The 24,580-nt window shown below is 62.6% G+C and carries 26 protein-coding genes and 2 pseudogenes; 14 read left to right on the plus strand and 14 right to left on the minus strand.

Features of this window, described 5'->3' with window-relative positions; translation table 11 throughout:
* Positions 1 to 4: 4 nt before the first annotated feature.
* From ACX80T_RS08700 to pdhA, 3 genes are read right to left on the minus strand one after another with little or no spacing between them, the layout of a single operon-like run.
* Positions 5 to 1,480 (minus strand): dihydrolipoamide acetyltransferase family protein, encoded by a 1,476-nt coding sequence (locus ACX80T_RS08700; protein WP_116779087.1) that lies wholly within the window; start codon positions 1,478 to 1,480, stop codon positions 5 to 7.
* Complete coding sequence (locus ACX80T_RS08705) at positions 1,480 to 2,487, minus strand: alpha-ketoacid dehydrogenase subunit beta (RefSeq protein WP_019483497.1); 1,008 nt, start codon at positions 2,485 to 2,487, stop codon at positions 1,480 to 1,482. The genes ACX80T_RS08700 and ACX80T_RS08705 overlap by 1 nt, the downstream gene beginning before the upstream one ends.
* Positions 2,487 to 3,641, minus strand: coding sequence for a pyruvate dehydrogenase (acetyl-transferring) E1 component subunit alpha (gene pdhA / locus ACX80T_RS08710; protein WP_116779086.1), 1,155 nt, complete (start codon positions 3,639 to 3,641; stop codon positions 2,487 to 2,489). Before pdhA ends, ACX80T_RS08705 begins: the two co-directional genes overlap by 1 nt.
* A gap of 201 nt (positions 3,642 to 3,842) precedes the next feature.
* Between pdhA and ACX80T_RS08715 the strand changes: the two genes are divergently transcribed.
* The gene (locus ACX80T_RS08715) at positions 3,843 to 4,322 is read left to right on the plus strand and encodes an Lrp/AsnC family transcriptional regulator (protein ID WP_024477013.1); all 480 of its coding nucleotides are present in this window, start codon (positions 3,843 to 3,845) and stop codon (positions 4,320 to 4,322) included.
* Between the two features lie 137 nt (positions 4,323 to 4,459).
* Here the strand turns inward: ACX80T_RS08715 and ACX80T_RS08720 are convergent, their stop codons facing one another.
* Positions 4,460 to 6,082 carry a solute symporter family protein gene (locus ACX80T_RS08720; RefSeq protein ID WP_019483500.1) on the minus strand — a complete coding sequence of 541 codons (1,623 nt, stop codon included), beginning with the start codon at positions 6,080 to 6,082 and terminating at the stop codon, positions 4,460 to 4,462.
* The gene (locus ACX80T_RS08725) at positions 6,079 to 6,462 is read right to left on the minus strand and encodes a DUF485 domain-containing protein (protein WP_019483501.1); all 384 of its coding nucleotides are present in this window, start codon (positions 6,460 to 6,462) and stop codon (positions 6,079 to 6,081) included. The genes ACX80T_RS08720 and ACX80T_RS08725 overlap by 4 nt, the downstream gene beginning before the upstream one ends.
* 235 nt (positions 6,463 to 6,697) lie before the next feature.
* On the opposite strand from ACX80T_RS08725, the gene ACX80T_RS08730 reads away from it, so the two are divergent.
* The 4 genes from ACX80T_RS08730 (at position 6,698) to ACX80T_RS08745 (ending at position 10,570) form a co-directional block, all read left to right on the plus strand.
* Positions 6,698 to 7,885 (plus strand): sensor histidine kinase, encoded by a 1,188-nt coding sequence (locus ACX80T_RS08730; protein WP_019483502.1) that lies wholly within the window; start codon positions 6,698 to 6,700, stop codon positions 7,883 to 7,885.
* A 68-nt stretch (positions 7,886 to 7,953) separates the two neighbouring features.
* Complete coding sequence (locus ACX80T_RS08735; protein ID WP_019483503.1) at positions 7,954 to 8,688, plus strand: LytR/AlgR family response regulator transcription factor; 735 nt, start codon at positions 7,954 to 7,956, stop codon at positions 8,686 to 8,688.
* 10 nt (positions 8,689 to 8,698) lie between these two features.
* On the plus strand, positions 8,699 to 9,082 hold the full coding sequence (locus ACX80T_RS08740; protein WP_026041174.1) for a DUF485 domain-containing protein: 384 nt from the start codon (positions 8,699 to 8,701) through the stop codon (positions 9,080 to 9,082).
* A 15-nt stretch (positions 9,083 to 9,097) separates the two neighbouring features.
* A complete protein-coding gene (locus ACX80T_RS08745; RefSeq protein WP_024476575.1) occupies positions 9,098 to 10,570 on the plus strand; it encodes a sodium/solute symporter in 1,473 nt (490 codons plus the stop codon).
* Positions 10,571 to 10,607: 37 nt separating this feature from the next.
* Here the strand turns inward: ACX80T_RS08745 and ACX80T_RS08750 are convergent, their stop codons facing one another.
* From ACX80T_RS08750 to rpsB, 6 genes are all read right to left on the minus strand, one after another.
* Positions 10,608 to 11,186, minus strand: coding sequence for a DivIVA domain-containing protein (locus tag ACX80T_RS08750; RefSeq protein WP_019483506.1), 579 nt, complete (start codon positions 11,184 to 11,186; stop codon positions 10,608 to 10,610).
* A gap of 36 nt (positions 11,187 to 11,222) precedes the next feature.
* Positions 11,223 to 12,200: a phosphatidate cytidylyltransferase gene (locus ACX80T_RS08755; protein WP_459304194.1), complete on the minus strand. Its 978-nt coding sequence runs from the start codon at positions 12,198 to 12,200 to the stop codon at positions 11,223 to 11,225.
* 89 nt (positions 12,201 to 12,289) lie between these two features.
* Positions 12,290 to 12,847, minus strand: coding sequence for a ribosome recycling factor (gene frr, locus ACX80T_RS08760; protein ID WP_019483508.1), 558 nt, complete (start codon positions 12,845 to 12,847; stop codon positions 12,290 to 12,292).
* Between the two features lie 108 nt (positions 12,848 to 12,955).
* The gene (gene pyrH / locus ACX80T_RS08765; protein ID WP_019483509.1) at positions 12,956 to 13,696 is read right to left on the minus strand and encodes a UMP kinase; all 741 of its coding nucleotides are present in this window, start codon (positions 13,694 to 13,696) and stop codon (positions 12,956 to 12,958) included.
* A gap of 165 nt (positions 13,697 to 13,861) precedes the next feature.
* A complete protein-coding gene (gene tsf, locus ACX80T_RS08770; protein ID WP_019483510.1) occupies positions 13,862 to 14,698 on the minus strand; it encodes a translation elongation factor Ts in 837 nt (278 codons plus the stop codon).
* A 107-nt stretch (positions 14,699 to 14,805) separates the two neighbouring features.
* Complete coding sequence (gene rpsB, locus ACX80T_RS08775) at positions 14,806 to 15,753, minus strand: 30S ribosomal protein S2 (RefSeq protein WP_116779084.1); 948 nt, start codon at positions 15,751 to 15,753, stop codon at positions 14,806 to 14,808.
* A gap of 392 nt (positions 15,754 to 16,145) precedes the next feature.
* Between rpsB and ACX80T_RS08780 the strand changes: the two genes are divergently transcribed.
* Positions 16,146 to 16,718: a murein hydrolase activator EnvC family protein gene (locus ACX80T_RS08780; RefSeq protein ID WP_459304195.1), complete on the plus strand. Its 573-nt coding sequence runs from the start codon at positions 16,146 to 16,148 to the stop codon at positions 16,716 to 16,718.
* Between the two features lie 92 nt (positions 16,719 to 16,810).
* Here ACX80T_RS08780 and ACX80T_RS08785 read toward each other — a convergent pair whose 3' ends face one another.
* Positions 16,811 to 18,001: an acyl-CoA dehydrogenase family protein gene (locus tag ACX80T_RS08785; RefSeq protein ID WP_116779082.1), complete on the minus strand. Its 1,191-nt coding sequence runs from the start codon at positions 17,999 to 18,001 to the stop codon at positions 16,811 to 16,813.
* Positions 18,002 to 18,308: 307 nt separating this feature from the next.
* On the opposite strand from ACX80T_RS08785, the pseudogene ACX80T_RS08790 reads away from it, so the two are divergent.
* Positions 18,309 to 18,596: pseudogene (locus tag ACX80T_RS08790) on the plus strand (relaxase domain-containing protein); the annotation flags it as partial.
* A 14-nt stretch (positions 18,597 to 18,610) separates the two neighbouring features.
* On the plus strand, positions 18,611 to 18,748 hold the full coding sequence (locus ACX80T_RS08795) for a hypothetical protein (RefSeq protein WP_243400642.1): 138 nt from the start codon (positions 18,611 to 18,613) through the stop codon (positions 18,746 to 18,748).
* A gap of 49 nt (positions 18,749 to 18,797) precedes the next feature.
* On the opposite strand, the pseudogene ACX80T_RS08800 reads toward ACX80T_RS08795, so the two are convergent.
* A pseudogene (locus ACX80T_RS08800) lies at positions 18,798 to 18,932 on the minus strand (MBL fold metallo-hydrolase); the annotation flags it as partial.
* Positions 18,933 to 18,960: 28 nt separating this feature from the next.
* The gene (locus tag ACX80T_RS08805) at positions 18,961 to 19,116 is read right to left on the minus strand and encodes a hypothetical protein (protein WP_459304196.1); all 156 of its coding nucleotides are present in this window, start codon (positions 19,114 to 19,116) and stop codon (positions 18,961 to 18,963) included.
* Positions 19,117 to 19,938: 822 nt separating this feature from the next.
* On the opposite strand from ACX80T_RS08805, the gene ACX80T_RS08810 reads away from it, so the two are divergent.
* The 6 genes from ACX80T_RS08810 (at position 19,939) to ACX80T_RS08835 (ending at position 24,580) form a co-directional block, all read left to right on the plus strand.
* Positions 19,939 to 21,054 (plus strand): tyrosine-type recombinase/integrase, encoded by a 1,116-nt coding sequence (locus ACX80T_RS08810; protein ID WP_459304197.1) that lies wholly within the window; start codon positions 19,939 to 19,941, stop codon positions 21,052 to 21,054.
* A gap of 7 nt (positions 21,055 to 21,061) precedes the next feature.
* Complete coding sequence (locus ACX80T_RS08815) at positions 21,062 to 21,406, plus strand: helix-turn-helix domain-containing protein (RefSeq protein WP_459304198.1); 345 nt, start codon at positions 21,062 to 21,064, stop codon at positions 21,404 to 21,406.
* 222 nt (positions 21,407 to 21,628) lie between these two features.
* Positions 21,629 to 22,741, plus strand: coding sequence for a hypothetical protein (locus ACX80T_RS08820; protein WP_459304199.1), 1,113 nt, complete (start codon positions 21,629 to 21,631; stop codon positions 22,739 to 22,741).
* Between the two features lie 85 nt (positions 22,742 to 22,826).
* Positions 22,827 to 23,156 (plus strand): ArsR/SmtB family transcription factor, encoded by a 330-nt coding sequence (locus tag ACX80T_RS08825; RefSeq protein ID WP_459304200.1) that lies wholly within the window; start codon positions 22,827 to 22,829, stop codon positions 23,154 to 23,156.
* A complete protein-coding gene (locus tag ACX80T_RS08830) occupies positions 23,156 to 23,866 on the plus strand; it encodes a cation transporter (protein WP_459304201.1) in 711 nt (236 codons plus the stop codon). Before ACX80T_RS08825 ends, ACX80T_RS08830 begins: the two co-directional genes overlap by 1 nt.
* A gap of 42 nt (positions 23,867 to 23,908) precedes the next feature.
* Positions 23,909 to 24,580 carry a DsbA family protein gene (locus ACX80T_RS08835; RefSeq protein ID WP_459304202.1) on the plus strand — a complete coding sequence of 224 codons (672 nt, stop codon included), beginning with the start codon at positions 23,909 to 23,911 and terminating at the stop codon, positions 24,578 to 24,580.

The raw sequence follows: 24,580 nt of genomic DNA on the forward strand, positions 1-24,580 counted from the left end.
CACGCTAGATCATGGTGAGGACCATGCCGGGATCGGACAGGACGGTTCCGATATCGGCAAGGAACCGCGATCCCTGCTCGCCGTCCACCAGCCGATGGTCGAAGGACAGGCTCAGCGTCATTACTGAGCGCAAGGCGATCTCGCCCTGGTACTCCCACGGGGTGCGACGGACTGCTCCCATCGCCAGGATGGCTGCCTCCCCCGGATTGAGGATCGGCGTCCCCGCATCGATCCCAAACACCCCCACGTTGGTGATGGAGATGGTGCCGCCGGAGAGGTCTGCCGGGGTTGTTTTGCCGGCTCGCGCTGTCTCCGCCAGACCGGTCAACGCCTGGGCGAGCTCTTTCAGGCCGAGCCGATCGGCGTCTTTGATGTTCGGCACCATGAGACCCCGCGGTGTTGCCGCTGCAATGCCAAGATTCACAAAATGGTGCTGCACAATCTCGGAACTGGCGTCGTCCCACCGGGAGTTGACCGTCGGGTTTCGGGCCACCGCGATACAGAGCGCCTTGGCCACCACTGTGAGCGGCGTAATCTTCACATCGGCAAACGCCCGACTGGCTTTCAAGCGCGCGACAAGTTCCACGGTCGGAGTTACATCGATGGTCAGAAACTCAGTGACGTGCGGCGCGGTGAACGCGCTGGCCACCATCGCCGCCGCGGTGTGCTTGCGGACTCCCTTGATCGGCGTCCGGGTTTCACGCTGGTCGGCGGACCGTGCGGGGGCCGCTGAAACCGGCACGGCAGCGGCTGTCGCCGGAGCACCGGAGGCCGAGGACGCTTCCGTATGGCTTCCGGCGGCTGCAAGCACATCGTCGCGGATGATCAGTCCGCCGGGGCCGGTCCCGGCCACTGATTCCAGCTCGACCCCGAGGTCTCGCGCGAGTTTCCGCACCGGCGGAGTGGACCGGGGCCGTTCGGACGCCGATAGATTCACTGCCGGAGCCGGTGCTGTCTCACTAACCGCGGGCGACTGCGCCCGGTCCGGCGCCGGTGCCTGATCCTGAGCCGGTGCCTGATCCTGAGCCGGTGCCGCAGGACTGACAGCGGATCCGCCGCGGGCACGCCGGGCTGGCCGGCCCCCCTTCTCTACTGCTGCACCGTAACCGACCAGGTTGGGTTCGCGTTTGGCGGGCGCGACGTCGTCGGCCGGGCTCGTGACAGCGACGGCCCCCTCGGAATCCGCCGCAGCAGGTCCCCCGACGCCGACGCCGCCCTCCGCACCCGCAGCGGCTGGAACGTCGAAGGAAATGATCGGGGCGCCGACCTCCACCACCGTGCCGGGCTGCTCGTGCAGCCGCGCAACAACTCCCGCGTAGGGGGACGGCAGCTCGACCACTGCCTTGGCGGTCTCCACATCGGCAATGATCTGGTTGAGTTCGACGACGTCGCCCTCGGCTACGTGCCAACTGACAATTTCCGACTCGGTCAGACCTTCGCCTAGGTCCGGGAGCCTGAATTCCTTAATCACGGTTGCCACTACCTTTCGATCCCGCTCAGCGAATTGGTTCGTCCCATGACGCGGTCAACGCCGTCAAGAATCCGGTCCAGATCGGGCAGGTGATGGAATTCAAGTTTGGAATACGGGTAGGGGATGTCGAAGCCGGTAACCCGGACCGGTGCATGCTCGAGATAGTTGAAGCAGCGTTCAGTGATGCTGGCAGCGATTTCCGCACCCAGCCCACCCGACTGTGCTGCCTCGTGGGTGATGACCAGCCGCCCGGTTTTACGCACCGAGGCTTCGATGGTGGCGAAGTCGATGGGAGCCAGCGACCGCAAGTCAATGACCTCGACGGAAATACCTTCATCCGACGCCGCGATTGCAGCGTCACGGGCGGTGGGAACCAGCGGACCGTAGGTCACCAGAGTGACCTCGTCACCCTCGGCGACCACATGGGCGTCTTCCATCGATGATGCTGCGAGCTCAATCGACTCATCCACCTCGCCCTTGACGTGGTAGCGCCGTTTCGGCTCAAAGTACAGTACTGGGTCGTCGCAGGCGATGGCCTGCTGGATCATCGTGTAGGCGTCCTGCGGGTTGGAAACGCTGACCACTCGCAACCCCGAGGTGTGGGTGAAATAGGCTTCGGGCGACTCCGAGTGGTGCTCGGGCGAACCAATGCCGCCGCCGAACGGCACCCTGATGGTAATCGGCATTTTGACTGCACCCTGGGTCCGGTAATGCAGTTTGGCCACCTGGCAGACGATCTGGTCAAAAGCGGGGTAGATGAATCCGTCGAACTGGATCTCCACCACCGGCCGGTACCCGCGGTAAGCCATGCCGACGGCGGTCCCCATAATGGCCGACTCCGCCAATGGAGTGTCCAGAACACGGTGCTCCCCGAAATCCTTCTGCAGGCCCTCGGTAATCCGGAAAACACCGCCGAGCTTGCCGATATCCTCACCCATGAGGATCACCTTCGGGTCGTTTTCCATGGCCCGACGCATGCCGGCGTTGATGGCGCGGCCAAATGTCATGGTGGACATCAGAGGCTTCCTTCCGTGGCTGTTCCACTGCTCTTCTGCGACTCGGATCCAACAGGCTCGGAGTCGAAGGAGGCGAGGTAGCGGCCGTAGTTCTCCTGCTGCCGGTCCAGCCAGGAGTTGGGGGTGCTGTAAACGTGCTTGAAGACGTCCATGGGCGCGGGCTCCGGCATTTCAATGCACCCGGCGCGGAGCCTGGCTGCGACGTCGTTGGCCTTCGTGTTCACCGCGGCAAGGAAATCTGGTGTCAGCAGACCGAGCGAATCGAGGAGCACTGACAGTCGGGCGATCGGATCCTTAGCCGCCCAGTCCTCGAGTTCGTTCGCGTCGCGGTACTTGGTGGGGTCGTCAGCTGTGGTGTGGGGCCCCATCCGGTAGGTGACCGCTTCGATGAAGCTCGGCCCACCGCCGGTCCGTGCCCGGTCGAGCGCTTCCCGCGTCACGGCCAGGCAGGCCAGAACGTCGTTGCCGTCCACCCGGACGGACGGGATCCCGAAGCCTGGCGCACGGTTGGCAATCGGGACATGGGCCTGCAGGCCCACCGGCTCCGAGATGGCCCAGTGGTTGTTTTGGCAGAAGAAGATGACCGGCGCCTGGTAGCTGGCGGCGAAGACCATCGCCTCGTTGACGTCACCCTGGCTGGTGGCACCGTCGCCGAAGTAGGTGACGGCCACGGAATCAGCGCCGTCGTTCTGGATGCCCATCGCATAACCCGTGGCATGAAGGGTTTGCGCACCGATAATGACCTGCGGGGTGGCCATGTTGATGGAAAACGGGTCCCAGCCGGAGGAGGCGTTGCCCCGCCACACCCGGAGGATATCGGTGAAGTCGACGCCGCGACAGTAGGCCACAGCGTTCTCGCGGTAGCTGGAGAAGACAAAGTCGTCCTCCCGGAGTGCCCGGCCTGAGCCGATTTGGGCTGCTTCCTGTCCCAGCAGGGGCGGCCAAAGCGCGAGTTCGCCCTGCCGCTGGAGCGCGGTCGCCTCGGCGTCGATCCGGCGGACCACCACCATGTCTTCATAGAGTGCCTGCAGCGCCGGGCCGTCGACGTCGGCAACCCACCTGTCGTAGTCCCCGCTGGACTGCCGAACACCCGAGGGGGTCAGCAGCTGGATCAGTGAGTTTTCTCCAGCGGAAGCGGTGTCATTCAGGGGCACAATTACACAACCTTCATTGAGTGCACCGACCCGCCAACGGATCACCCTGATCCGGTCGCGTCGTCGGACCTTGACCCTCGGGCGTCTTTACCCAAAGATATTGTGACCCTACTCACAGAGGCTAAGGAGCACAACCGATCCCCGTTTGGCTGAGCATCCTGCCCAATTTATGCAGCCTGCACCGTGTTAGCATTGCGCATTATGCAACCCCTGGATTCCACTGACACTCGTCTCCTGATGGCCCTGGCGAAGGACCCCCGGCGCACCGTCGTCGCGTTGGCGCAGAAACTGGGCCTGTCCCGCAATACGGTGCAGGCCAGGATGGCCCAGCTGGAGAAGAAGTCGGTGTTCCTGTCTTTTGAGCGGCGGATCAATCCGGTTGCCCTTGGCTACCCCCTGATGGCCTTCATTCATGTGCATGTGCAACAGCAGAAACTCGCGGCCATCACTGAGCAGCTCGCGGGTATTCCCGAGGTGCTCGAAGCGTATGGTCTGACCGGACAGGCGGACATTTTGGTCCGCGTGGTCTGCGCGGATGCCGAGGACCTCTTCAGAATCAACGGGAAAATCCTCGGTTGCGACGGAGTGGAACGCTGTGACACCTCCCTGGCCATGGGGGAACTGGTCCCTTTCCGGGTTGAGCCCCTCCTGGAACGTGGACCACGGCAGCCGGGTGCGTAGGAAGGGGCACACGTAACACCGGAATTCCCGCCCCGTGCGCGGCATGCCCCCTTGCGGAAAGACCCTGTACACGGCAACAGGCCGGCCCGGATTCGGGCCGGCCTGTTGCCGTTGAAAATAGGTGTCGAAGCGGGCGGCTAGTGTTCCGTTGCCTTTTCCGCACCAACTCCGGTCAGGGACCGGACTTCCATTTCCGCCTGCTTCTGCGGATCTTCGGTGGTCTTGGCAAGGACGCTTCCGAGCCAGCCGAGGAAGAACGCCAGCGGGATGGAGACGATGCCCGGGTTGTTCAGTGGGAACAGGACAAAGTCGGCGCCCTGGATCATCGAGGTTTCCCGGCCCGAAACGACAGGAGAGAAGGCGATGAGCAGCATTGCGGAACCGAGTCCGCCGTACATGCTCCAGATCGCACCCTGGGTGTTGAAGCGCTTCCAGAAGAGCGAGTAGAGGATGGTCGGCAGGTTGGCGCTTGCCGCAACTGCGAAGGCCAGCGCCACCAGGAAGGCAATGTTCTGCCCCTGCGCGCCGATGCCGCCGAGGATGGACAGGATACCGATGACGACGACGGTGCGGCGTGCAACCTTCACCTCGCCGTCGGGGTCGAGGTTGCCCTTGCGGATCACGTTTGCGTAGATGTCGTGGGCAAACGATGCTGCCGCGGTGATCGTCAGGCCGGCAACCACCGCGAGGATGGTGGCGAACGCGACTGCCGAAATGACCCCGAGCAGGATTGGCCCGCCCAGTTCAAACGCCAGCAGCGGTGCTGCCGAGTTGACGCCACCCGGGGCTGCGGTGATGCGATCGGCACCGATGAGGGCACCAGCGCCATAACCGAGGACCAGGGTGAACAGGTAGAACCCACCGATTAGCCAGATGGCCCAGACCACTGAGCGGCGGGCTTCCTTGGCAGTCGGAACCGTGTAGAAACGCATCAGGACGTGGGGCAGGGCCGCGGTACCGAGGACCAGCGCCAGAGCGAGCGAGACGAAGTCCAACTGCGAGGTGGAGCTGACACCGTACTGCAGGCCAGGGTTGATGATTTCGGGGTTTCCTGCGGTCTCCATGGCGGCACCGAGCAGGGTGGACAGGTTGAAGTTGTGGATAGCGAGAACCCAGATGGTCATCACGAACGCGCCGGTGATCAACATGACGGCCTTGATGATCTGCACCCAGGTGGTGCCCTTCATGCCACCGATCAGTACGTAAAGGATCATCAACCCGCCGACGACGGTGATGACCAGGGACTGACCGAGCCGGTCATCAATGCCCAGCAGGAGGGAGACAAGTCCGCCGGCGCCAGCCATCTGCGCGAGGAGGTAGAAGAAGCAGACGGCCAGGGTGGTGATGGCGGCGGCGATACGCACGGGACGCTGGCGCAACCGGAAGGAGAGGACGTCGGCCATGGTGAACTTGCCGGTGTTGCGTAGCAGCTCAGCCACGAGCAGCAGGGCTACCAGCCAGGCGACAAGGAAACCGATCGAGTAGAGAAACCCGTCGTAGCCGTTGATGGCAATGGCGCCGACGATTCCGAGGAACGAAGCGGCGGAAAGGTAGTCACCGGCGATGGCGGTACCGTTCTGTGGTCCACTGAAGGACCGGCCCGCGGCGTAGTAGTCGGCCGCGGTCTTGGTGTTGCGGCTAGCCCGGAGCACGATCACCAGGGTGACGGCGACGAACAAGCCGAAGATGGTCATGTTGAGCCACGGTTCACCGACCTGGGTGCTTTCGACCGTCTGCATCGGCAGGGAGAGGGGCATCATTTGGTAGCTCCTGGCTTTTCGGTGAAGACCTCCGGAGCGGTGGCCTCAAGCTCGTGGCGGATGTCCGCGGCGATTGGGTCAAGCTTCCGGTTGGCGTAGGTGACATAGCCCATGGTGATGGCAAACGTGGTGACGAACTGCAGCAGACCCATGATGAGTCCGATATTGATGTTTCCCCACACTGGGGTGGACATGAAGTCGGTGGCGTAGGACGCCAGCAGTACGTACAGGAAGTACCAGAGCAGGAAAAAGACTGCCATGGGGAAAACGAAACTGCGGTGGCGTTTGCGCAGTTCCTTGAATTGGGGGTTCTGCTGATATGCGGTGAAGTCGACGGGCGCTGCTGTGCCTGCATCCGGCGGCGATGGCTCGGTAGCCATGATTCCTCCTCGTTGAGAACGTCTTCCGCGCCGGGCCAACTCCGAAGGGTCGGGAGCAGCATCAGGCACGTAAAGATGTGACTCCCATCACCTTGCGTCCTGCGGGCGCGGTTCTCCAGTACCGCAGCACGGTGTATCGCCGAATCGACACTCAGTTGCGGTGAGTGGACCCGTCCTGCGGCGAATGGGACCACCAGCAACCTCGAAGTCCGGCGCGGACGGTTACTGTTGAGCCATGTTCAGCACCGCCGTCGACACCGCCCTGGTGGGCGCCATCGTGGTCATCACGATCGCGGTGGTTGCCGCCCTCGGATTCAAGCTTTCCCGTTCCTACCGCGATCTGGGGTCCGACGCCGACCGCGCCACCTACGCCACCCTGCATACCGCGGCGCTCGCCTCGGAGCACCTTCGTGCTGGGCTGACGCCCGCCGGCGCCTCGAAGGCCAGCAAGCATCTGCGGAGTCTGCTCCGGTGTGACACCCTCCTGATCACCGACGAAAATGCTGTGCTCGCCTGGGACGGCGGGCGCGAAATGCCCGAGCCGGTGATGGAGCTGGTCCAGCAAGTCCTCACCAGTGGGCGCACCCAGATCTTCAGGGAAGCACAGCTGGACCCCACGGCCGTCCCCGGCAGCGGGCAGGTGGTGATCTCCCCCATCCGCGTAGACAAGCGGGTGGTCGGCACCGTGGGGGCGTTCGCCCCGCACGTCAACGCCGGCCTGGTACGCGCCGCCAACGAGGTAGCTGGCTGGGTAGCAACGCAGGTGGAACTTGCCGAACTCGATTCGTCGAGGACTTTGCTGATGGAGGCAGAGGTGCGCGCCCTGCGCGCCCAGATCAGTCCGCATTTCATCTACAACTCCCTCAACGCCATCGCCTCCTTCATCAACACCGACCCGGCACGTGCACGGGAACTGGTGGTGGAGTTCGCTGACTTCACCAGGTACTCCTTCCGCCGACACGGTGATTTCACCACGGTCGCCGAGGAGCTCCAGTCGATTGATCGCTATCTGCTGCTGGAGCGTGCCCGGTTCGGGGAGCGATTGAAAGTCACCCTGGAGATCGGCCCCGAGGTGCTGAGCACTGTGATCCCGTTTCTGAGCCTCCAGCCGCTGGTGGAAAACGCCGTCCGGCATGGGCTTGAGTCCACTGATGGGTCAGGGCACATCACCATCACCGCCCACGACGCCGGTGCATTCGCCGAGGTGACGATCGAGGACGACGGCGTCGGCATTGATCCGGACTACCTGCGCTCGGTCCTGGCCGGCCACACCGAGGGGGTTCATGTGGGCCTGAGGAACGTCGACCAGCGCCTACGCCAGGTCTACGGCGAGGATCACGGGCTCACGATCGACACCGCCGTCGGCGCCGGCACGATGATCACCCTGCGGATCCCCAAGTCTCAGCCGGATCACCAGACGTAGCGTCCCCCACGGTTCGGCCGGACGTCCGGTTCACTTGTCAACGCCGCGATGCGCGTAATCTGGACCACATGGTCAATGTAGTCATCGCCGACGATGAGCTCCCCGCAGTCGAGGAACTGGCTTTCCTCCTCGCCAAGGATGCAAGGATCGAAACAATCCACCGCGCCTCCAGCGGCGCTGAGGCCCTGCGCGCCCTGGAGACCCACGACGTCGACGCATTATTCCTCGACATCCACATGCCGGCCCTCTCGGGCCTGGACATCGCCCGGGTAATCTCCCGGTTCAGCAGGCCCCCTGCGGTGGTCTTCGTCACCGCCGACGAGGATCGCGCGCTGGAGGCCTTCGACCTTCGCGCGGTGGATTACCTCCTCAAGCCGGTGCGGATGGAACGCCTGGCCGAGTCGGTGCGGCGGATCTGCGAGCTGATGGAAACCGGTCAGGATGGGACAGCGGCCCAGCCCGAGGTCATCACTGTTGATCAGGGCGGGGTCAGCCGGATGATCAGACGCGACGAGATCCGCTATGTCCAGGCCCAGGGCGACTATGCTCGGCTACACACCGCAGAATCGAGCTACCTGATCCGGATTCCCCTGAACGATCTTGAACGCCAGTGGGCCGACGCCGGTTTCCTCCGGATCCATCGGTCCTACCTGGTGGCGATGAGTCAGGTCCAGCAGGTCAAAATCGGGGCAGGGCGGGCGTCCCTCATGGTGGGCGGCGCGGAGCTACCGGTCAGCCGCAGGCATCTACCCGTGGTCCGGGACAAGCTTGAGGCGACCCGCCTCCGACCCCGACAGCAGTGAGGCACCCTCAGTGAATCCCGCTGACGATCCTCCCCAACGCGTCCGGGTCACGGCGCCGCGAAGCGCCGGCCGGCCAACGCCCGGATCCTACCCGGTTGCCCGGGAAATGGCTGAACAGTCCGAGGTCGGTGAACTGTTCGTCCGCTCCCTGATCCGTTCCCAGCTCCGGCTTGCCCTGGTGGTGGCCGCGGGCTTCCTGCTCATCCTGATCGGCATTCCGGTGCTGCTGGCCGTCTTCCCGCAAATCGGCGAGTTGTCCGTTTTCACGGTTCCGGTGCCGTGGCTGCTGCTGGGGTTGGGCGTCTACCCGTTGGTCATTAGCTGCGCCGCGCTGTATGTCCGTAGCGCCTCCCGCAACGAGATGCGGTTCAGGGACCTGATCGATGAGGGGTAGGTTGTGAACGCCGAGCTGAACCCGGTGGTCGGCTATGTGGCACTGATCCTGGTCTCCCTGAGCACCGTGTTGATTGGCATCTACGGGCTTCGCATCTCCCGCACCACAGGCGATTTCTATGTCGCATCCCGGACCGTACGGCCCTGGTGGAATGCTTCGGCAATCGGCGGCGAGTACTTGTCGGCGGCCAGTTTCCTCGGTGTCGCCGGATTGATTCTGCTCTCCGGCGTTGACGCCCTGTGGTTTCCGGTCGGCTACACCGCCGGATACCTGATGCTGCTCCTTTTTGTTGCCGCTCCCCTGCGGCGGTCCGGCGCCTATACCATCCCGGACTTCGCTGAAGCCCGGCTCGAATCACTGATGGTCAGGCGGGTGACCAGCCTGCTCGTCGTCGTCGTCGGCTGGCTGTACATTGTGCCGCAACTGCACGGAGCGGCCCTCACCGTCCAGATCACCACCGGCCTCCCGCCGTGGGTGGGCGCGGTGGCGGTGGTGGTGGTGGTCTGCCTCAGCGTGGTCACCGGCGGGATGCGATCCATCACCTTTGTGCAGGCGTTCCAGTACTGGCTCAAGCTCACCGCGCTGGCAGTGCCGATCGTGTTCATCCTGCTGCGCCTGTCATCGACCGGGAGCCCGATCACCGACGCCGGCGCCGTCTTCGCTGCCGAGCTGAACATCGGCGGGGATGCTTCGCTCTACCGCAATATTTCACTGGTCATTGCCCTGCTGTTCGGCACGCTGGGTCTCCCCCATGTCCTGGTGCGCTTCTACACGAATCCCGATGGTGCGTCGGCCCGCCGGACCACGCTGATTGTCCTGGGGCTGCTCTCGGTCTTCTACCTGTTTCCCACCATGTATGGCATCCTCGGCCGGATCTATACCCCCGATCTGGCGGCGGACGGGGCAGCGGACGCCACAGTGCTGCTGCTGCCCAGCCGCATCTTCGACGGGGCCGTGGGCGACCTGCTGTCGGCGCTGGTGACGGCAGGCGCGTTTGCCGCGTTCCTGTCGACGACCAGTGGTCTGGTGGTGTCCCTGGCAGGGGTGGTCAGCCAGGAATTTTTCCAGGGCAGCGTGAAGGGATTCAGGCGGGCCGCAGTGATTTCGGCACTGATCCCGTTGCTGTTGGCGTTAGCCACCAACACGCTGGCATTGGCGGGCAGCGTGAGCATGGTGTTCGCCTTCACAGCGTCAACCATCTGCCCGCTGCTCCTCCTCGGGATCTGGTGGCGGGGCCTGACCGATGTGGGAGCGGTCGCGGGGATGCTGTCCGGAGCGGTACTGTGCGGCGGATCGATTCTCGCCGCAGCGGCGCTCGGTCCGGCGTCGGCCCGCTATGAATGGCTGCAACAGCCCGCACTGTGGACGGTGCCGGCGGCGTTCGCCGTCACCATACTGGTGTCGCGGCTTACCGTTAGCCGCACCCCGGGTAGCGTGTCGCGGGTGCTGGCACGGCTGCACACCCCCGAACCGGTGCAGCGGCCGTAGCAGGTTGCGTCAGCCGGCGCTGGGGGCGGGACCTGACCTAGTCGATAGCCGCCATCAGTTCGACCACCCGGTCCATGAAGGCGTCAACCTGGGTTTCCTCGTAGCCGTCGGCCCCCACAGCTTCGCGGAACACCGACCGTCGCACCACGTCCACGCTCAGCGGAACGTCGTTTTCGAAGTAGCCGAGGAGTTCGTTGCAGAGGGCATCGACGTCGTCGACGTTGTAGCTGGCGGTCTTCCGCTTGGTGGGGCGCCTGAACCGTTCGCCCGGGGCCCGGTGCAGCCTGCCCCGCAGCACCGCCGAGGACCGGCCGATCTGCATCAGCCAGGCGTCCTCGCCCTTCGATTCGATCAGGCGGTCGCGTTCCCGCTGGGCGAAAACGTCTTCCAGGCGGTCGAGCGCAGCATCCACGGCCTGCGGCTCGTACCCGCCCTTCGCCGGGTCGAACGCCATGGATCGCACGTCGGCGCTGGTCACGGGACCGCCGGAGGGGTCCTCCGTGTTGTAGTAGGCCCGCGCCCGGGTCAGGAAACTATCCACCTGCCGAAGGTTGTAGCCGTACTCCCGGCGGCCTACGCGCGCAAAGGGAGAGGTGCTCTGACGAGCTTCATCCATGGTCTACTGAATCCTTTGGGGGTTGGCGGCTGCGAGCTAGAGAAATCCCGGTACCAATGTAACTGACAGCAGGAACGCAACCGGGGAGGCGAACACGATGGAGTCGAGCCGGTCCATCATCCCGCCGTGCCCGGGCAGAATGTTGCCCATATCCTTGACCCCGAGCTCACGTTTAATCATTGACTCTGCGAGGTCGCCGGCGGTCGCCGCGGAGACGGTTGCCACCGCCAGGACGAGGCCAAACCACCAGGGCCGGTCCAGCAGGAACACAGTGGCGAGAGTTCCAACCACGACTGCGCCACCGACTGATCCGGCGAACCCTTCCCAGGACTTCTTCGGACTGATTTTGGGCGCCATGGCGTGCTTGCCGAAGAACGCGCCGACCAGATAGCCGAACGTGTCATTGGCGACGACCAGCAGCAGCAGCGTGGCCACCAGCAGTTTTCCGGATGGTTCCTGCAGGAGCAGCATGGCGAAGCTGAGCATCAGGGGCACCCATAGCACCACAAAAATGCCCGCGGTGATGGATCGGGCCGCATCGGGGGCCGGGTCGAAACTCCGCCAGAGGGCCAGGGCTGTCGTGGAAAGGGCGACGGCGTAGGCCAGCGCCTCCGGTCCGCCGAGGTAAGCGGAGAACGGAAGGGCGATCGTCGCGACGATGGTGGGCACGAGGGGCAGGCGGATCTGACGCACCTCGAGTGCCCGGGATATTTCCCAGACACCCACCAGCGCGAACGCGGTGGTAATCGCCACGAAAGCTATCGGCAGGTAGAGGATTCCGCCCAGCACCGAACCAAGCAGGGCAACGCCGACTGCCGTTGCCGCGGGCAGGTTCCGTCCCGCCCGGGACGGAGCCTTGGGCGCCCCCGCGCTCTTGGAGGCTGGCCTGCGACGTACCTGGCGAGTGCCCGGCGCGCGTTGGGCGCGCCGGCCACTTCTGGCAGCATCAACGCCGGCCACGAGCTGAGCCGCTTCCGGTGACTTCGCCCGGTCGGGCTCCGTCGCTTCCCCCATTGTGGGGGCGCCCTCACCTGGCGCGGAACCTACGTCCCCGTGTGAGACTGGCTGTCCCCCAGTGTTAGCTGAGTGATGGGTGTCGCTCATTAGACCTCAAGCAGCTCGGTTTCCTTGCGCTTGAGCAGCTCGTCAATGGTGTCCGTGTGGGACTTGGTCCGCAGATCGAGTTCTTTTTCGCCGCGCGCGCCTTCGTCTTCCCCGGCGTCGCCATCCTTGACCGCCTTGTCGATGCCGTCCTTCGCCTTACGCCGGATATTCCGGATGGCGATCTTGGCGTCTTCAGCCTTGGTTTTGACCAGCTTCACGTACTCCTTGCGGCGTTCCTCGGTCAGCTCGGGCAGGACCACCCGGATGATGTTGCCATCATTGGAGGGGTTGGCGCCGAGGTCCGAATCGCGCAGGGCCCTCTCGATATCGTTCAGTGCTGCCCTATCGAACGGGGTAATCAGGAGCGTACGTGCCTCAGGGTTCTGGAATGAGGCCAGCTGCTGGAGAGGCGTTGGGGCACCGTAGTAGTTGACCATCACCTTGGAAAACAGCGAGGCATTCGCGCGTCCGGTGCGAATCGTGGCGAAGTCTTCCTTCGCCGCTTCCACAGCCTTGTCCATTTTCTGGGTGGCTTCTAGCAATGTCTCGTCGATCACTGTAACTCCTAAGCTGTGCGTCAGCTGAGCAACAGCCGCGCGTCGTCCGGTTCAGTTTTCAATCCTAGTTCACCTGAGCCACCCATCCGGGGCAGGCTCATGACGTGCCTAGGTGGTTACCGTGGTTCCAATCTTTTCTCCAAGGATTGCGCGGGTGACGTTCCCCTCCCCCTCCATGCCGAAGACAACCATCGACAGGTCGTTGTCCTTGCACATGGTCATGGCGGTCTGGTCCATGACGCGGATGTCCTGGCGCAGGGCGTCGTCGTACGACAACGTCTCAAGCTTCTTCGCGGTGGGATCCTTGTGCGGGTCCGCGGTGTAGACACCGTCGACACCGCTTTTGGCCATCAGGACCAGGTCTGCATGCACTTCAAGGGCACGCTGGGCCGCCACCGTGTCCGTGGAGAAGTACGGGAGTCCAGCACCGGCGCCGAAAATGACCACGCGGCCCTTTTCGAGGTGGCGAATAGCGCGGCGCGGGATGTAGGCCTCGGCCACCTGTCCCATCGTGATCGCACTTTGCACCCGGGTTTCGACTCCCGCCTGTTCCAGGAAATCCTGCAGGGCGAGGCAATTCATCACCGTACCCAGCATCCCCATGTAGTCAGCCCGGGACCGGTCCATGCCGCTCTGCGAGAGTTCGGCGCCGCGGAAGAAGTTACCCCCGCCGACCACGATCGCGACCTCGACCTGGCCGACCGTGGCTGCGATCTGTTTGGCTACCGATCGCACGGTCTCAGGGTCGACGCCGAGCTTTCCGCCACCGAAAACTTCGCCGGAGAGCTTGAGGAGCACCCGGCGTCGGCGGGTTTCCCGGCCTTGCGTGCCCAAATCAGAGTTGTCCATGGTGCCTCCCAGGGCGGTTGTGGGGTTCGTTGCTAAAAGAATACGTTGCAGTGCTGACGGGAATGGTCCCTAGCAGGAAAGGGGGACAGGACACTTGGGCAGGAAAAAGGGGTGGTCACCGTGGCGACCACCCCTTCTCCTGTGTCTTACTTTGTCCTAGCGGACCTAGGCACCGACCCGGAAACGGGCGAATGCGCTTGGCTTTGCGTTGGCTTCAGTCAGCACCTGAGCGACTGACTTCTTGGCATCCTTCGCGAATGCCTGGTCCACAAGCACTCCCTCTTTGAAGAAGCCGGTGAGGCGACCTTCAACGATCTTGGTCAGTGCGGCCTCTGGCTTGCCTTCGGCGCGTGCCGTTTCGTCGGCAATGCGGCGTTCGGTCTCAACGAGTTCCGCTGGTACGTCGTCGCGCACCAGGTACGTCGGCGAGTAGGCAGCAATGTGAACCGCGATGTCGTGAGCGGCTTCCTTGGCTGCATCGCCTTCGCCCTCAATTGCGAAGAGTACGCCGACCTGCGCGGGAAGATCCTTTGAGGTCTTGTGGAGGTAGGCGTCAACAATGCCACCCTCAATGCGTGCAAGGCGGCGGATTGCTACCTTTTCGCCCAGCAGGGCGCCGGCCTCGATGACGTGCTCGGAGACGGGCTTGCCGTCAACCGTGTACGCGAGGAGGGAGTCGACGTCGGCTGCGCCGGATTCGATCGCTGCGGCGAGGACCTTGTTGGAGAATTCAACGAAGGGGCCAGCCTTGGCGACGAAGTCGGTCTCGCAGTTGACCTCAACCATGACGCCGACGTTGCCGTCGACCTTGGCGGCCACGAGGCCCTCAGCGGTTGAGCGGCCTTCGCGCTTGGTTGCACCCTTCAAGCCCTTGATGCGGATGAGCTCCATGGCCTTGCCGGCATCGCCGTCAGCCTCGTCGAGGGCTTTCTTTACGTCCATCATGCCAGCGCCAGTGCGCTCGCGCAGTGCCTTGATATCGGCGGCGGTGTAGTTCGCCATCTGAACTCCTAGGTATGTTGTGTCTAAGAAGAGCTATGCCTGCAGGCGGTGACGCCTGGGCACATGGAGAAGGGGGCGCGGATTTTCACCCGCACCCCCAAATCCAGTTACTTGCTGTCGTCTGCTACTGGAGCTTCTTCGGCTGCTGGGGCTTCCTCAGCGGCGGGAGCAGCGTCGGCTGCGGCTTCGGTTGCTGCTGGAGCTTCCTCGGCTGCTGCCTCTGCAGGCGCGGCGTCGGCTGCTGGTGCAGCTTCCTCGGCTGGCGCGGCGTCGGCTGCTGGTGTGGCGCTATCGCCAAGCAGTTCGCGCTCCCACTCGGCCATTGGCTCGGCTGCTGCTTCGGTGTCATTTCCACCGGAGCGGTTGTGACGGGCGATCAGGCCCTCTGCCACTGCATCTGCTACCACGCGGGTGAGCAGGTGAACGGCGCGGATGGCGTCGTCGTTGCCGGGGATCGGGAAGTCAACTTCGTCGGGGTCGCAGTTGGTGTCGAGGATCGCGACCACTGGGATGCCGAGCTTCTTGGCTTCGTCGATGGCCAGGTGTTCCTTCTTCGTGTCAACGATCCACACGACTGAAGGAGCCTTGGTCAGGTTGCGGATACCACCGAGGTTGGTTTCCAGCTTGGTGAGTTCGCGGCGCAGGAGGAGGAGTTCCTTCTTGGTGTGACCGGAGCCGGCCACATCGTCGAAGTTGATTTCCTCGAGCTCCTTCATGCGCTGGATGCGCTTGGAGACGGTCTGGAAGTTGGTGAGCATGCCACCGAGCCAGCGCTGGTTGACGTAGGGCTGGCCAACACGGGTAGCCTGCTCGGCGATGGCTTCCTGTGCCTGCTTCTTCGTACCGACGAAGAGGACAGTGCCGCCGTGCGCGACGGTGGCCTTGATGAACTCGTAGGCGCGGTCAATGTAGGACAGTGACTGCTGCAGGTCGATGATGTAGATGCCGTTGCGCTCGGTGAAGATGAAACGCTTCATCTTCGGGTTCCAGCGACGGGTCTGGTGGCCAAAATGTACGCCGCTGTCGAGCAGCTGGCGCATGGTAACGACTGGCATGTCGTTCCTTTCTATCGGCAGGGCGCAGGGCGCCTGTTCTGCCTGTTGACGGTTGCTAGTGTTCCGTTCGGGTTGAACGTCACTCCTGGTACCGGTTGGTTTTCACCCATGGAGTCCATCACCGGAAACGTATCCGGACCGTTGGACCCATGCCCTTCGCTATCCGTGAGATAGCTGGGGTCGAGGTACGCGTAGTCAGATGCGACGAGCCGAGGTGTGCCAGAAATGTTCTCCGGGCACGCGGCATCGCAGCAAACTGCTGTGTTGAGTCTACTACATGGCAGGAGTCGACCGGGACGGGGATTCGGGGCTCTGGCAGTCAGAAGAGTGCGGTTACCCACATAGGTGCAGACAGCGACCCACGCGGAATGAAACGGCGGAACAGTTGTTGCATGAGCACGAAACTCTTCCGTCGACGAGCAATTATTCTCGCAGTGTTAGTGGTCACGGCGCTGGGTAGCACTGGATCGATGGCGACCGGGTGCACGGCCACCGGGTCCATGGCCACGGCGGCGACGGCGACGGCGACGGCGACCTACGATCCCCCGTGGGGTTGGCCGCTTGCCCCTACCCCGGTAGTGCTGAGGCACTTCGATCCACCAGCGCAGCGCTGGCTGCCGGGACACCGTGGCGTCGATCTGGCCGCTGCTGACGGGGCGGTGGTACTCAGTCCGGCGCCGGGCAGGGTGGTCTTCGCCGGATGGGTTGTCGATCGCCCGGTGATGACCATCGACCATGGCGGCGGGCTGTTGAGCAGCCTTGAGCCGGTCGCCGCCCTCCTCGACCGGGGTGAGGCGGTCGAGGAGGGCCAGACGCTGGGGACGGTCGCTTCGCTAACGGCCGGGTCGCACTGCCCCGCGGGATGTCTTCATTGGGGCGTACGACTGAGGGGTCAGTACGTCAATCCGCTCAATTATGTGCTGGACCGCAGGCCGTCGGTCCTGCTGCCGCTGCACGGCCCCTGACGTCCCGTCCCAGTCATTACGCGAAAGGCCTCATCCAGCACGTCCTGCGACAGGCACCCGGAAGGCTCAGGCGCCCCTGATATTCCAGCCGCCTAAACGAACGCGGCGATCCCGGTGATGGCCCGCCCGGTCACGAGGGTGTTGATTTCGTGGGTGCCCTCGTAGGAGTACACCGCTTCGGCGTCGGAGAAGATCTTGGCCATTTCGTAGTCTGTGACGATGCCGTTTCCACCCAGCAGGCTGCGGCCCATTGCGACGGTTTCGCGCATCCGCGCCGTGGTGAAAGCCTTGGCCAGTGCCGACTGCTCGTCCTTGGCCTGCCCTTCGTCCTCGAGCTGGGCCAGCCGGACCATCATGCCCATTGAGCTGACCGTGTTGCCCAGCATTTCGACGAGTTGTTGCTGGACCAGCTGGAAGGAGGCCAGCGGACGGCCAAACTGGTGGCGTTCGACGGCATATCGCCGTGCCACATCAAATGCCGCGAGCTGCTGGCCTACCGCCTGCCACGCAACCGAGAGGCGGGTTACCTTCAGTACCTTGTTGGTGTCTTTGAAACTGTTGGCGGCTTTGAGGTGGAAGTCATCATGGACCACCACGTTGTCGAGGATGATGTCGGCGTTTTCAACGGTGCGCAGCGCGATCTTATTCTCGATCTTGGTGGCGCTATAGCCCTTGAGCGTGGTGTCAACGAGGAAGCCTTTGACCTGGTTATCGGCGAGATCGCGAGCATAGATGACCACCCAGTCGGAGAACGTGGCGTTGCCAATCCACCGTTTGGCGCCGTTGATGATCCAGCTATCGCCTTCCCGGCGGGCCGTGGTGCGGGTGCCGCCTGCGACATCAGATCCGCCCAGGGGTTCAGTCAGCCCGAAAGCGCCGATCTTCTTCATCGAGTAGATATCGGGCAGCCAGGCTTCCTGCTGTTCCGGCGACGCGAGCTCCTCGATCGATCCGGTGAACAGACCGTCGTGAACACCCAGGAAGGTGGCAATTGAGGTATCGGCGCGGGTGATCTCAGCGTGCATTAGCCCGGCGAACAGGTTTGAGTACCCCTGCCGGCGGACTGGGCTCATCACGTCCAGCTCAGCAAGCTTGGGAATGAGGTCTTTCGGGAAGGTTGAATCGTTCCACCACCCGGTGGCGTGCGGCTTCACCTCGGTCCGCAGGAACTGGCGGATCTCCTCGAGCCGATCCCGCTCTTTTTGACTCAGGAGCGCCTCGAAAGAGTAGAAGTCGCCGTCGGCATAGGGAAGGTTGTTTACATCGATGACTGGCTTGCTCATGCGGGTGTCCTTTGCGTCGTCCAGCGGTTCTTTCGCTCTATGTTACCCACGAGTAACTTCCTTGCCAATCATCTGGAGCGCGGAACGACAAAGTCCCCGGAACAGAAGCGTTCCGGGGACTTTGAAAGGGGGTAGGGCTGCTGGGGCTTAAACCCAGGACAAAGGGATTAGCAACTCCGGTCTTTCGTTGGTTTCCGGTGGATTCCATCACCCCGCAAATTCCCAGCAATAGCGCCAATCGAGCGATTCCAACTGATCATTATCTTTCGTCCTTGCTCGTTGTTTCCGGTGGGTAAGCGGTGGGCTAAGCGCCACCGGGCGTGCGGCGAACCGCACCCCGAGCCGCATCAGCCAAATCAGCGGAGACGTCGTCACGGAATCCGACGCCAAAGCTCTCTTCGACCACACGTTCCACCCGGATACCGGCACTCCCCTAGGCCGTCAGCACGGTCAACCCGCGGTCGTCCAGAACTGCCAAGGCCGAACCGAAAAGCGCCGGACCGTCGTCAGTTTCGACCTCACGTTTAGCGTTCCCAAATCCGTGTCCGCCCTATGGGTCCTAAGCCCCCGCGCCCTTCAGGACCAAATCCTCCAGACAGTACAGCCCGCATGCTGGCCCGGACAACGGGCCTGCCGGTACTGTGGTGTGCATCGGCCGAAGCATTCAAGGAGGAATCCGGCATGGACGTGATCACTATCGAAACCCCGCCGCTCGGAGACGGCAGCTACCTCGTCCACGACGGGTAAGTGGCCGGGGTGATCGACCCGCAACGCGACACGGACAGGGTGGAAAAGAAGCCGCCAACGCCAGATACACGGCCTGGTGGTCTTTGGCCAGCTGTAGTCCGCCGGTGACGTAGTCGTTGTGGATGTGGGTTTCTGCCACATGAGTGATCTGCACCCCACCCGTACCGCAAGTACCCTCACCTCTACCGGCCTATCCTGCCGGTAGAGAGGCATCACTCAGTAATCGTCACGAACCCGACCAGCCCAGCAAAGCGTCGTTCCCAGTGTTCGGCCCGGGTGCCGCGCGCCTGTCCCTGCCACTCCCCCAGCTCTCTGCTACCTGGCGATGAACCCAGAGACGCCAGCAGCGGGCTCGATGTCGCAGTCACCTACTCAGACGGCAGCACCGGCACACACCGGCTCAGCTTGTAGAGGCGCCGACGCCAAAGGCTCGATGCCTCACGCACATCCATGAAGCTCTTACGCGCATCATCTATCGCTCGAAGGCAGCCAATAGGCGCCATGTGACCGCTTGAGAGGTTAACGCAGGTCTCGTTCACGCCGCGGTCAGCAAGAAACTGTGGCGTCCAGTTAGATAATGCCCCTTCTTCCGGCCACGACGAATCTTCCGCGCATACGGCTCGTCCTCCCGCACCCCTGAGGGTTCCCGTGAATCGAACATGGGTTCTAAGTTTAACCCTGACGATAGAACCGATCACCGGGTGAAGGGTGGCGCACACATGACAGCACAAACGACGGAAGCGAAGCCACGCACGGTCAACGAACCGGTAGACGTGACGTTCGGCTGCAGCGGCGCCCCTTCTGGCGATGCGGTGGCTAGGCCGGGTCTGGCAGGCAGCCGGGGAACCGGTGACCTGGCCCAGTGCCCTAGGCCCTAGGCCCTAACTTGATGGTGGCGGTGTCATAGGGAACTGGGGGATCTTCTAGGACACCGGCACGGTGAACCGAGGACTCTCGATGACTCGACTCGCTTCAAAGCCTATTTTTCGTTTCTGAGAGTTAGCAGATTGGCCGCAACGCCGTGAGTCAGAACAAGCGGTACAGGAACAACTACGCGGAAATGCATTGGATGCGAGTCTTCTTGATCATGAGGCGCGTCGAATGCTCTCGGCCTTCCACTTCGTCGAGGCTTACAACTTGACTTACCGTACATTGCTCGCATCTAATGCATGATATGAGCATTAAGCGGGATGGATAATGTGGATGTAGGTCACCCGTTCGGCGTATCCGCGGTGCATTTGGTGGAGGGTGTCGCCTTCATCAAGGAGGACACGTCTGTTTTCGAGGCAATGCTGGATGGTTGGAGTGCTCAGCAGCTTGGCGGACGGCGGCTTCACGTTAAGACCGTTGCGGACCGGCTTTTGATGGTGCGTCGGTTCCAGGCGCACTCAGGCGTCTGGCCGTGGGAGTGGACGGCCGCCGTGTTCGACGAGTGGATGACCGATCTGGTCTCGATTCGTAAACTGACGGCTGCAACGATTCGTGGATACCAGATCGCGATTCGGCAGTTCTGTGATTTCATCTGTTCACCACATTATGGGTGGGTCCAGCAGTGTGAAGAGCGCTTCGGAACGCACCCGGTGCAGATCTGTCATGAGTGGAACACTCGCCCACATGTGCAGGAGTACGAGGGAGATCCGCGTCGACGCCCATTGACCCGTTCGGAACTGCAGCTGCTTTTCGACAGGGCGGACGAGGAGGTCCAGTTGCGGCTGTTGGCCGGTCGCAAGGGGGCCGCGGCCGCGTACCGTGATGCCACACTGCTGAAGGTTGTCTACGCGTGGGGTTTACGTGCCACGGAGGCCGTACGGCTTGACGTGACCGATCTGTATCGGAACCCGAAAGTGAGCGCTTTAGGAGATTACGGCTTTGTCCGGGTCCGATATGGGAAGGCCTCTAGAGGGTCCCCACCGAAGCCACGAACGGTGACAACAGTGATGCCTTGGGCGGCGGAATCACTGCGCGATTACGTTGAGAATGTCTTGCCGCTGATGCGTGTTAGTTCAAGTTCGGGGTTGTGGTTCTCGGAGCGTTCTGGCCGGCTAAGTGCACGATCCTTAAGTGACCGCTTCGCGCTCTACCGGGACGAGCTCGGGCTGGATTCGGCGCTTTCACCGCACTGTCTGCGGCACAGCTATGCGACGCATCTTATCGAGGATGGTCATGATCCGCTGTTCGTGCAGCGACAGCTCGGTCATGCCTATCAATCGACAACAGGGATCTACACGCACGTCTCTGAAGACTTCGCGAACCGATTGCTCAATGAAGCACTGACTAGAATCCCAACGTTCGCCGACCTGAAATGAGGACAAAATGAGCAAGATCATCGGATATGAATGGCGCCTGCGAGAGCAACTGGCAGCAGCTGGCATGTTCAGCACCACGAAGCTCATCCCACTCCTCGAGGCACGAGGGGTCCACTTGTCCCCGAGCCAGGTGTATCGGCTCGTCGCCGAGCGACCGGAGCGTTTGAACCTGCACGTGCTGATGGCCCTGACCGACATTCTTGGTTGCAGCGCCGACGATCTCATCGTGAAGATAGATCTCGGTCGAGCTCAGAAGGACAAGGCAGCCGGCGAGACGGGTAGCTCGGATTCCGCGTCTGCTGTGATTCGCTCTCGTGCTCTGCGTCCTCGGCCCGCACGAGTAACTGAATAGTCGCTGATGCAGGATGCCCCGAGATCATCCTCCACGACCTGTGGACACTCTGGTCGAACCGTAGGAATACTGGCTGAATCCCGGTACTGCGATTGGTGCTGGAGAAACTCGCCCGAAACGCGGCGAGAATGTGTGCGCTGCGGCGAGCTGGATCACTTGAACCGACCGGGTCTTTGCAAACGCTGCCGAGCCGCAGATGCGATCAACGAACTGTTCTCTGAGGTGATACTCCTTCAGCGTCCCGAGCTGCTTCCAGTCCGTGACCACCTGATGACCGCTGACGGGCACTATGTGCTGCAACTGATTAAGAGCAAGAAGACCTGGATGGTTCTGACCACCGTCGTATCCCTTCCGCACAGCGCCCGGCACGAAGATCTCGACCACATGGGAGCTACGCTGTCCGTTAACCAGGTGCGCTCACTCCTCGTCGATTTGGGTGCCCTACCGGAACGGGACGAATATCTGCAGCGCTTACAGACGTGGACCGCCGACCAGATCACGGCCCTCCCGCACCTAGCTGATCAACTTGCCCTTCGCCAGTTCGTTCGGTGGTGCCAACAGCGACGGCCAAGGAAAGGGCCGACCACCAACACCCAAGCGGCAAACGACAAGCGCGAACTCCGGCTTGTTCTCTCACTGCTGAACCACCTCAACGCAGCACACCAGACAGCATCGACGGCAACCCAGGAATACTTGGACGATTGGGCGATGCACGCCCCGCGCGATGCCTTCCGTATCCGTGCCTTCATCCGCTGGTGCACTAAGACCGGAACCAATCGATCCCTGACGCCACCTGACTACCCACGACTCTCCTTCCAAATCGGCGGCAGCATCGGTCCCGAGAACGAAAGCGCCTTACGGCGGGCCCTCGCGGACGAGGACCATGACCCACGCCTGGCATTAGCCCTCCTTCTCAACGTGGTTTACGGCATCCGGGTGCACCGAATCGCCGCCCTAAAACTGGCCGACCTTTCCGTCAGCGACGGAGCTGCACGGATTCAACTTGGCTCGGTCCGACTGGACCTGCCGCCGGCGGCAACACCCTGGGTGACGGTCATCATGTCCGGCAAAATAGACAAACGCCGTTTCGGCGGTTCCGCCCAGGACAACACCTGGATCTTCCCCGGATACCAACACGGCAGCCACCAACTACCATCCAGCCTTGCGGCTCGACTTCGAACCCTCGGAGTTAGGCCCACCACCGCACATCAAGCCTCCAGTGCCGCGATTATCACGCAGGTGCCTCCCGCAGTTGCAGCCCGAATCCTCGGAATCAGCATCACCACCGCAGCCCACTGGCACAAACTCACCGGCGACGCTCCAACCTACCGATAGCTGAAACCCTACCGATGTGCCCAAACCCAGAATCCCGATTGATACAGGGGATCATGAATACATTTTTCGATGTATAGTCGAAGGTGTGGAGACGTTAGTTCATTCATCAGTCCTGGCCCGCTTCGGTTACGCAGTGTCCGATCCAACTCGTGCGCGGATCCTGCTGGCCCTGCGCGACGCGCCAGCATATCCCAGTGACCTGGCGGAACTGATCGGAGTAAGCCGGCAGAGCCTGTCGAACCACCTGACCTGCCTCCGCGGCTGCGGTTTGGTCGTATCGGTCCCGGAAGGCCGCCGCGCCCGCTACGAGTTGGCCGACCCGAAACTCGGTCACGCGCTGACCGACCTGCTCGGTGTGGTTATGATCGCAGCACCTGAGTGCTGCTGCACCTCCAAGGATCAGGACTGCTGCTGATGAGCTCACTCACCGCCCATCCCACGTCGTTAACTCCCGCTCGACGGGCGGTCCTCTCCCGTCGAATCCGATTGTTCGTTGCCGGGACAATCACCTACAACATCATCGAAGCCGTGATTGCGATTGCCGCTGGCACGGTTGCTTCCTCAAGCGCACTGATTGCCTTCGGTCTCGACTCGATCATTGAAGTGACCTCCGCTGCCGCTGTTGCCTGGCAGTTCTCCGCTAGGGACCCAGAAACGAGAGAGACGACCGCGCTTCGGTTCATTGCGTTCTCCTTCTTCGGTCTTGCCCTCTTCGTCGGTTTCGACGCCGTACGCGCCCTGATCGTTGGTGCCGACGCTGAGCACTCCACGGTCGGTATCGTGCTCGCTGCGGTGAGCCTGGCGATCATGCCGCTGCTGTCCTACCTCCAACGCCGCGCAGGCCGCGAGCTAGGGTCGAAGTCAGCCGTCGCGGACTCCAAGCAAACCCTGCTCTGCTCCTATCTTTCTGGCGTCCTACTTATCGGGCTGCTGCTCAACAGCCTCTTCGGATGGACGTGGGCAGACCCAATTGCCGCCCTAGTCATCGCAGGCTGGGCGATCAAGGAAGGACGCGAAGCCTGGAGAGGCGACTCGTGCTGCGCCAACCCGCTCGCCCACCACGACACCGATACAGATGAGGCAGCTAAGACCGCTGATTCTGACGGTTGTTCCTGCTGCCGCTAACGCCCTCGACACCGACACCCGTTCGCTACTGAAAGACCTCTGATGCCCTCCTCACGGCGCACCATGACGCTGCCCAACAAGATCGCCCTTGGCTTCCTACTGCTCTCCGTTCTCGCTCTCGTGGGTTTCGTCGTTGTGTCCAACACCAATGACGCCGCCGAACAGGAAGAACTCGCCTCCACCGCCCAAGTGGTGCGGGAGAACAGCCACCGGCTCTCCACACCGCAGGAGGAAAAAGCGGTCCTGGTCGAATTCCTCGATTTCGAGTGTGAATCCTGCGCGGCCGCGTACCCGCTGGTCGAGCAACTCAGGACCGAATACGGGGACCAGGTCACTTTCGTCAACCGGTACTTCCCGCTGCCAGGGCACCCGAACTCCATGACCGCTGCCCTCGCAGTGGAAGCCGCTGCCCAGCAGGGCGAGTACGAGGCGATGTATCACCAGATGTTTGAGACACAGACTGAGTGGTCACACAACCAGGAGTCCCAAGCGGACACCTTCCGCGGCTACGCCGAGGACCTCGGCTTGGATATGGAAGCCTACGACGAAGCCATCACTGACCCGGCAACCGAAGCCCGTGTGCTGCTCGATAAAAACGATGGGGAAGGCCTCGGCGTCCAAGGAACGCCGACCTTCTTCCTCGACGGTCAGCTGATCCAACCAGCCACCGAGGAAGAGTTCCGTCAGCTCATCGAAACCGCGATCAGTAATTAA

Source organism: Arthrobacter sp. Sr33 (assembly GCF_054511195.1).